This window comes from Paenibacillus sp. MMS18-CY102 (assembly GCF_009789195.1).
GTDB lineage: Bacteria > Bacillota > Bacilli > Paenibacillales > Paenibacillaceae > Paenibacillus_T.
Window position 1 is genome coordinate 1 of record NZ_WSTC01000066.1, and the last position, 8,891, is coordinate 8,891.

Here is an 8,891-nt window from a genome sequence, read left to right on the forward strand (position 1 = left end):
CAGATGCTGGGGATGTTTGTAAATACGCTGGCGATGCGCAACGCTCCGTCGGGAGAAAAATCGTTCCATGCGTACGTCCAGGAAGTGAAAGAAAATGCACTGAGAGCCTACGAAAACCAGGACTATCAGTTTGAAGAATTGGTCAACAAGCTAGATGTGGCCAGAGATGTAAGTCGCAATCCGTTGTTCGATACGATGTTCATCCTGCAAAACACCGAGCAAAGCGAACTGAGCATGGGGGATTTGAAATGTATCCCTTATCCGCTCGAACATCATGTGGCCAAATTTGATCTTACCTTTATCTTGGTAGAGGAAGCAGAAGGAATCACATGCAGCATCGAATACGCCAGCTCGTTGTACAAACGAGAAACGGTAGAGCGAATGGCACAGCACTTCAAGCAGTTGATCGACGTCATTGTGAAAGACCCGCAAACGAAACTTTCAGCGATTGAGATGATTACCCCGGATGAGAAAAGGCAGATTCTGGAGGTATTCAACGGCACGGTTGCAGACTATCCGCGAGACAAGACGATTCACCAGTTGTTTGAAGAGCAGGTGGAGCGTACGCCGGATCAGGTTGCGGTTGTTTATGAAGGAAGCCAGTTGACATACGGTGAGCTGAACGAAAAGGCGAACCGGCTTGCGCGTAGGTTGCGTGCAGAAGGTGTACAGCCGGATCAGCCAATAGGCATCCTGGTGGAGCGTTCTCTGGAGATGATGGTCGGCATCTATGCCATCTTAAAGGCAGGCGGTGTCTATGTGCCAATTGACCCGGACTATCCGGATGAACGGATTCGCTTTATTCTGGAAGACTCCGGCGCCAAGCTGCTGCTGACGAGGGAACACCTTCTCAATCATGTTTCCTTTGCCGAAACGATTCTGAATCTGGATGATCCTAAGGTGTACACAGAAGATGGTCAAAACCTGGAACCGATGGCAGGGCCGAACAACATTGCTTATGTGATCTATACGTCCGGATCAACAGGAAAACCCAAGGGTGTCATGATTGAACACCACTCCGTCCTCAACCGAATCCTGTGGATGCACGAGCGGTATCCGATTGGCGAGCAAGACACCATTTTGCAAAAAACAGCGTTCACGTTCGACGTATCCGTATGGGAGCTGTTCTGGTGGGCAATGGTTGGCGCCAAAGTATGCCTTCTGTCAGTCGGTGGGGAGAAAAACCCTGCAACGATCGTGGAGACGATCGAACGTTACCAGATTACTACGATGCACTTTGTTCCAGCCATGCTGCATGCCTTCCTTGAGGTTGTGGAGCAAAGCAAAGAAAGTACTGAAAAGCTGAAGTCCTTGCGTCAAATATTCGCCAGCGGAGAAGCTCTGTCACCTCAGCACGTGGCAAGGTTCCAACAAGCTGTTTCGACGGTTAACCATGCGAAGCTAATCAACCTGTATGGGCCAACCGAAGCAACAGTGGACGTGTCCTACTTCGATTGCGAACCAGATCAGGAGAATCACGTTATTCCAATCGGAAAACCGATCCATAATATTCGCTTGTATATTTTTCAAGAAGGAACCGTCCAGTTGCAGCCAATCGGTGTGGCAGGCGAGTTGTGCATCGCCGGAGTTGGTGTGGCGAGGGGATATCTGAACCGCCCTGAGTTGAATGCGGAGAAGTTTGTGGAAGATCCGTTTGTTCCGGATGAACGGATGTATCGAACAGGGGATTTGACTTGCTGGATGCCAGACGGAAACATCGAATATCTGGGCCGAATCGACCATCAGGTGAAAATCCGCGGTTACCGAATCGAGCTGGGTGAAATCGAAACCCAATTGATGAAGCTAGAAGCCGTGCAGGAGGCCGTCGTCACTGCACGAGAAGATGAAAGCGGACAAAAACAACTGTGTGCCTATTTTGTATCAGAAGAGGAACTGATGGTAAGTGACTTGCGAGTTTCGCTGTCCGTAGAACTGCCAAGCTACATGGTGCCGTCCTACTTCATACAGATGGACAAGATACCGTTTAGCCCGAATGGCAAAATAGACCGAAAAGCGCTGCCAGCGCCAGAGCGAGGCATGCAAACGGGGACAGAACACGTGGCTCCGCGCACCTCGATTGAAGCTCAACTAGCGCAAATCTGGCAAGAGGTGCTCGGACTTGAGCGCATCGGCATAAAGGACAATTTCTTCGATGTTGGCGGGCATTCATTAAAGGTGCTGCAATTGACGCAGAAGATTCATACAGAGCTGGGGATCGACATTCCTCTTCACGTCGTGTTTGAAATGCCTTCCATCGAAGAAATGGCAAATGAACTTTTGAAGCGCCAATTTTACACGTTTGAGCAGAAGAAAGGGAACAACATCATTAAATTAAATGAACATGGGTTGATAAATGTTTTCTGCTTTCCTCCGATCTTGGGATACGGTATTGTGTTTGCTGAAATGGCAAAGCATCTTGAACACCACTGTGTTGTCCATGCGATTGAATTTATAGAAGGTACCGATGATCGCGAAGAAATGCTGGAACAATATGTGGATTCCATTGTAAGTGTTCAAGACAAAGCACCTTATATATTCTTAGGTTATTCCGCGGGAGGTAATCTGGCGTTTGAAGTTGCCAAAGTGATGGAAAAGAGAGGCTATGAAGTCTCGGATATCATTATGGTTGACTCCTTCAGAAAGCATGGTCAGATAGAGATCCAACCGGAGGAAGTGGATAATCATCTCACTCAAATATTCGAGATTATCCCTGAGCCGTATAAACAAGTTCTTACTGCTCCGGTAACAAGGGAAAAAGTAAGACAGAAAACGCATGCGTACCATAAGTACTGGAATCAACTTGTAAATGCAGGAGTCATCCACGCCAGCATCCACGGTTTGGTTGCGGTGGGTACAGCAGACGAACACAGTACACATGATGATGTTTTGTTATGGAAACAAGCAACACACAAAACCTATGCAGAGCATAAGGTGATTGGAGAGCATCTGGAGATACTTTCTCCTGGTTTTGTCGAGGAAAATGCTAAAGTCCTTCAACGTATCGTAAAAAATATATACGATTATGCAGAATTGAACTATTTTTACAGATAAAACGTTATAAGTAGGCACCATTATACAACGACTGCAACTCGGTTGGGAGAACCGGTTGCAGTCGTGTCGGGTGACAAGAACATTGTCCGAATGAAGTCCGCATAAAATGCGGGCTTTTTTATTTACCGGCTGTCCAATAACATAATACTCCAAACTATTTGGTTCAGTTAATACCAATGATATCAACGAGAATCACTTAAAAAGTTCGTATAATCTAGTTACCAGTGGTAACTAGATTATACGAACTTTCTCGTTTTATATCATGTAGTTGCTGACTTCTACGAGATATCATACAATTGGAATAAAATATCATATAAAGAGATTGGAGGGTAAGATGTGAGGAAGTACACTCCACAAGTAGAGTTTAAGCAAACAAGGTACGGTAGCAACCATTGGATTGGATTTAGTCCTAAACTAAATCGAAATGTCAATCTATACAGTGACTTAGAGTATGCAAATTGGATATTTGTTGAAACGAATCCTGAGATAATTTCATTTTGCGAACAACCAGCAAAGGCATTTTCGATCATTGATGGTAAACCTAAAACATCCATTATCGATATGTGGATTTTACGAAAAGATGGAACTGAAGCGTTTATTGAAGTCAAATATGCTAGAGATTTAGATTTTAGCAATCCAAAGAATGAAAAAGTACGAAAACAGATTCTCTGCCAACAACAATGGTGTGAGGAGAATGGATTTGAGCACCTCGTTCATACTGAAGAATTCTTATACGAGAGTCCATATTTTATAGAAAATATGAAGATTATCCTTGCTCACATCCGAGACAACAAATTCCCTGATGAACTGAAATATAAACGACTTCAAAATGCTTTAAATAATAAAAAATCGACTATTCGGAGAGTTAAGGATTCATTATGCAATCAGCAATGGGTCACTAGTTCAATATATCATTTGATATATGCCGGTCTATGGAACGCAGAGTTAAGAATAGCCCCTCTAACAGATCTGACGGAGGTTGAGTGTTATGAGCAGAAGGAAAGTTGAACAATTTAGTAATTCCCGTGAGGTTGACCCAAATAAGTGGGCGACAGTGTTGGAAGATGCATTGTCACCTGATGAAAGAGAATTGTTTCTTAAAAGAAAGAAGGCATTAGACCTTTACTTTGCTGAGAAAAGTTTAAATGAAATCAAAGAAGAAACAGGAGTAGTGCGATCTGAACTGTATCGCTTTCTAGAGCGTTGCATTTCTTTAGATCCTAACGGTACGGAATGGGGTTATCGTGCATTAATTCCGCGTAAAAGAGTTGGCCAAGATATAGAGTCTGGGAAGTTTCAAGCCTTTTTATCTCATAATCCTACTATTCGAAAGTATATAGAAGATTGGTTTCTCAATCGGAAAAGAAAAAATCTGCAGCCCATTAAAGGTTTAAAAGATATTCATGCTGATTTTGTCAGGATGTGTAGAGAATCTAATATACATGTTTCAGAATATCCGATGAATACTAAAACCATTGCAAGACAGTCCTTATACCGTTACTTAAAATCTCTTGAATTAAAAAACTTTTACCAATCGTCTAAACGTTATGGTAATGAAAGTACAAGAAAAATAAAGTCAGACCCCAGTAAAAGAAATACTACTATACCTCAGATTAGCCGCCCCTATCATAGAGTTCAATTTGATGGTCACCGCATAGATGCCATGTTCGTAATCCACTTCACCACACCATTAGGAGATCAAATATCAGAAGTTATGAATCGATTGTGGCTGCTTGCTATTATTGATGAGGCTACTCGAGCTATTTTAGGTTATCAAATATGCTATGGAGCAGAATATAACAGTTATGACGTAATTAAATGCATAGAAAGTGCAATTATTCCTTGGAAACCTGTTAAATTTACAATTCCAGGGATAGCTTATCCGCAAGGAGCCGGTTTTCCATCTGGGTTGATTCAACAAGCAGAATGGGCGGTTTGGGATGAGTTTTCAGTCGACAATGGCAAGGCGAATTTAGCATCGATTGTAAAAAAGACTGTGACTGAAAAAGTAGGGGCCCATTTAAATCCCGGACCAGTAGAGATGCCAGAGAAACGCGGTATTATCGAACGGTTTTTCAAAAAATTAGAGGAGAATGGATTCCATCGATTACCAAATACAACTGGAAGTAATCCTGAGGATCCTCGCAGACAAGATCCAGAGAAAAATGCCAGAAGATTCGATATTACTGTAAAAGATCTTGAGGAGATAACAGAAGTAATTATTGCAGGCTACAATAATACTCCGCATGATTCTCTATATGGATTATCTCCGTTAGAAGCAATGCAACAACGTTTAGAAAAGGGGATACCTGTTCGTTATCTAAAGGAAGAATATCGAGATGAGTATACTTTCGCATCCTTAAATGTAACTCGAAAAATAAACGGTAGTATTAAACATGGACGACGACCTTATATCAATTATGAAGGTGCGGAGTATACTAATGAAGTTCTAGCCCGGATGTTTGACCTGACCGGTGAGCATCTGTATATAGTTGTAAATATTAATGATTTAAGATATGTAAAGGCCTATTTGAATGATGGAAGCGAATTCGGTATTTTGTCAGCAATGGGAAAATGGGGGTTAACTCCTCATTCACTACAAATGCGTAAACAAATTAATAAACTCAAAAATGATCGTATTTTGCAATTTGGTTTCAATGACGACCCAGTTCAAATATTTTTGAGCTACTTATCTGAAAAAGCTATTGTTAACAAAAAAGATAGAAACAAGTTAGCTGCTGCACAGAAGCATCAGAAGAGCTTCGAAGAAGTACACCAAAATACAATCTTTGTTGCCCATGATCCGATTGGAAATGAAAGAAAATTCCAAGACGTAAAGGATAAAGATGTAAATATTGAAGTGCGACTGGATAAAAAAGAGCCGATCAATAAATTAAGAAAAACTATACTATACTAAATAAGGGGAGTTCTTAATGATCAAAGACTCACCAAATAATACAAGTGAAATCAACCGGCCCTTTGTTCCAGTAGGGAGTCACCCTATTGAAACCGGTCGATACTTAATAGGTACGGAAGAAATAAATAGGTTATATGAAGTAGTGACGCAGTGGATAGAGAATCGCGTTCCAGGAGGAATAGTAAGTGGACGCCCTCGCCTTGGAAAAAGTCGTGCAATATCATACTTAATGCATATTTTGCCCGCTGATTATAATAATCGTCTTAGTATATTCGATCTCAGTAGTTATCAAAATAAAGCACCATCTGAGAAATCATTTTACGAGGATATTCTGTCTGGGGTTGGACATGATTTAGTCTTTAAAGGATCGACTTCTGAAAAGCGAGTACGTCTTGTTCGCTATTTAATCGAGCATGGAATCCGATTGGATAATCGTAGAATTGTGTTTTTTATGGATGATGCTCAAAGATTGAGTGAACTGCAATATAATTGTTTGATGGATGTATATAATGACTTAGACAAGGTAGGCATTCAGCTTACAGTCATACTTGTAGGTCAACCTGAGTTACTCCATCAAAGGTCAGCTTTTATACGGACGAAAAAAACTCAAATCGTTGGTAGATTCATGTCCCAAGATCACGAGTTTACCGGAATACAAAATCCCGAAGATCTAAAGTATTGTTTAACTGGGTTTGATCAAGAATCAGAATACCCTAATGGTTCAGGATGGAGTTTTACACAATACTACTTTCCGGATGCTTTCAAGGATGGACAACGTTTTGAGAAGGTTGCGGGTACTATATTTGAAATGTTTATGGAATGTACTACTTTCGCAGGAATACGAAAAGTTGATATTCCGATGCAATATCTCATGCTAACAATAGAATATGCTTGTAAACGATTTGGAGCCTCAGGTGCTAATAACTATTGGCCGACTAATGCTCAATGGAAAATGGCAATTGAATCATCCGGGTATATTACAGCAGAACTATTACATGAATCGGTTACCAAGAAATAGGGAGTTGTAAAATGAGTAGAAAAATTTTGATACCTACACCTCCTAAAGTGAATCAAACATGCAATTACTGTTGGAGTACTGATTGGATTCGCGATTATGAATCACCATGGAGCATATTTGAAAAGTTTAAATATGCCAACTTGATTAAAGCAAAAGATCTTCTTGCTTTATTTGGTAATGAACAAGTTAAGAAAAATAAGATAATTAGCTGTTCCAAACGGTATTCAAATTTGTATTATTTGTCTGGATTCGATAAATCTCTCTTACAATCAGGATTCGGCTATGATATTTTTGAGGAAAACAAACAATTATATTCTAAAGTTATAAGCACTTTACAAGGTGAGTCCCATTTATATTTAAGGGAACATTTATGTTTCTGCATCAAATGCCTACATAGCGGATACCACAGTATGCTTCATCAGTTTAAGCTTTTACAAAGTTGCCCCTTTCATAATATCCCTCTAACGCACAATTGTCCTGGGTGTCGCCGTCAGATTCCATATACCTTGAATGATGATTTTTTTTCGGAACCATTTAGATGCAAATGTGGATGGTATTTTTTAGACTCAGATATTCCTTTTGAAAAATGGACTAATGTGAATTTTAAAATCTGTTCTAGAGATGTGTATACGTGGTTAAATTTATCCGAAGAACAACGGTCGACTCTTAATAAGATTATACTATTTGAAGGGATTCTTCCTGATCTGTACCCAGATATGCTGAGCAATTTATTATCAGTGATATTAGATAATGATTACGCCAAGAACCATGTCGTCATCAGATCAACAAAAAATGTTCTTCGTTATGGTGATTATCATAAGAGATATTTAGAACTTGAGGCAGCACTAGATGAAGATTTCTCGATCCCAAATGATAATTCACTTAGTCATTTTAAAAATAGAATTCACGATCAGATTTATTGGAGCACGATAGAGTCAAATAAAAGCATCGTAAGTCGATTAAGAAATACAATCTTGAAGGATCATTTACATTGTATTAAACATTTCGGCCATAGAGATGAACCATACTGCCCCTTTGCATATGCTTATATTTTCTGGAGAAAAACTAATGAGAACTTTAAAACTTATTGGGGCATTGATAAAGGGGAGCATCCAAAAGGAGCAAAGCGAAGTCACTTACCGAGAATAGGATTAAAGCATGATGAAAATGAGTTGCAGCAGATTATCAGAGTATGGAATAACGGTAAAAGAATAAGAAAATATAAACATCTTTGCGGAACAAACTGGATTGTAAATAAGATTGTTGCACATCTCTCAATAAATCATTTTCGAAACTGGATTCGTTTTGCTGAACAAGAGATTAGAAACAAAAGCATAGAAGAAATTTATGACAAGCTACAATTCGTCGCTACGTACCAACCTTTCAAGTATGAGAACCTACCCTTTTTTCTGGTTAAACTTCCTAATGAAGAAGATGAAGAAAAATTACTCGAGTTTCATTTTTGGACGAATAGTAAACAATCAATTCGGTATGATCAAATTTATTGTCCAAATCAAAAAAGAAGCTAACTTACAGAAGCCCTTCTTAAGGGCTTCTGTAAGTATTAATCTTATTTCTTTGAATCAAATACTCTAAAGACATCTTGTATAAATCGTGCGATGATCTGAACTTCATCGACTGGTCTTGATTCAAGATTATATTGAATTGTATCTAGTATTCTTAATTTCTCGTTCGTAATTTTGTTGTTATTTTCACCAAAATTTTCAAAGAGTGACCTTGCCCTGAAAAAGTAGACACGCAGAAACCCTCAATGACACCAATTAGTCTAATAGTTACATCTCTGCTCCGACCAGGAATGGCGGGACATAATTGTTGGAGGAATGCGTTCTCCGACGGTTGTAGAAAAGCTCGATGTATTCAAATACTGCCTTCTTAGCCTCAGCT

General features: G+C 39.9%; 5 protein-coding genes. All 5 read left to right on the forward strand.

The genetic code is table 11. From position 1 onward, the window contains the following. Positions 1-3,051 (forward strand): thioesterase domain-containing protein (locus GON22_RS25290; protein WP_160398833.1); only part of this gene is annotated, 3,051 nt, incomplete at its 5' end. A gap of 336 nt (positions 3,052-3,387) precedes the next feature. Continuing rightward, positions 3,388-4,059, forward strand: coding sequence for a TnsA endonuclease N-terminal domain-containing protein (locus GON22_RS25295; RefSeq protein ID WP_160398834.1), 672 nt, complete (start codon positions 3,388-3,390; stop codon positions 4,057-4,059). Continuing rightward, positions 4,040-5,968: a hypothetical protein gene (locus GON22_RS25300; protein WP_160398835.1), complete on the forward strand. Its 1,929-nt coding sequence runs from the start codon at positions 4,040-4,042 to the stop codon at positions 5,966-5,968. The genes GON22_RS25295 and GON22_RS25300 overlap by 20 nt, the downstream gene beginning before the upstream one ends. 16 nt (positions 5,969-5,984) lie before the next feature. After that, positions 5,985-6,986, forward strand: coding sequence for an ATP-binding protein (locus GON22_RS25305; protein WP_160398836.1), 1,002 nt, complete (start codon positions 5,985-5,987; stop codon positions 6,984-6,986). An 11-nt stretch (positions 6,987-6,997) separates the two neighbouring features. Further along, a complete protein-coding gene (locus GON22_RS25310) occupies positions 6,998-8,515 on the forward strand; it encodes a TniQ family protein (protein ID WP_160398837.1) in 1,518 nt (505 codons plus the stop codon). The last annotated feature ends 376 nt before the right edge of the window (positions 8,516-8,891 follow it).

Excerpts from the sequence above, each read along its gene's own strand:
- GON22_RS25310 (WP_160398837.1), top strand. The coding sequence starts at position 6,998 with ATGAGTAGAAAAATTTTGATACCTACACCTCCTAAAGTGAATCAAACA.
- GON22_RS25300 (WP_160398835.1), top strand. The coding sequence starts at position 4,040 with ATGAGCAGAAGGAAAGTTGAACAATTTAGTAATTCCCGTGAGGTTGAC.
- GON22_RS25305 (WP_160398836.1), top strand. The coding sequence starts at position 5,985 with ATGATCAAAGACTCACCAAATAATACAAGTGAAATCAACCGGCCCTTT.